The organism is Lactobacillus sp. C449L, assembly GCF_059900815.1.
On record NZ_JBWXGA010000394.1, the window covers coordinates 1 to 410 of the forward strand.

At 59.0% G+C, this 410-nt stretch carries 1 protein-coding gene; it reads right to left on the reverse strand.

Annotated elements, in window-relative coordinates:
* Window positions 1-410, reverse strand: a 410-nt coding sequence (locus tag AC2JF9_RS09950; protein WP_500727446.1) for an ABC transporter substrate-binding protein, incomplete at both ends; no start/stop codon positions are given.

Genomic DNA, 410 nt, shown 5'->3' on the forward strand with positions numbered 1-410 from the left:
GCGGAAACCCGTCCATGAAGGAAACGTCTGCGACCTCCGACAAATCGAGCAGCCAGTTTTTGGAGATGTACGGCGTGAGCCAGCCGGTCGCGATCTGAAACACGTCGGGACCTTCGCCCGACGTCATGCGCATGTTCATGAACTTGTCGTACTGGTCACGGGGCAAATTCAACAGTTGGACTTCGATGCCGGGATGATCGGCGCTAAAGCGCGCGACCAAGCTCTCCAGCGTCTTATTGTCCGCGTACGCTTGGACCGCCAGCGTAAGACGGACCGTTGGGTCGGCGGCTTCCCGGCCGACCGGCTTAGGATCCGTACCGCCGGAAGCGCAGCCCGCGAGCGCGGCGGCCAGAACGATGACCGAAATCTTCCAAATCCTGCGAACGCAAAAGCTTGTATACATATTCAAG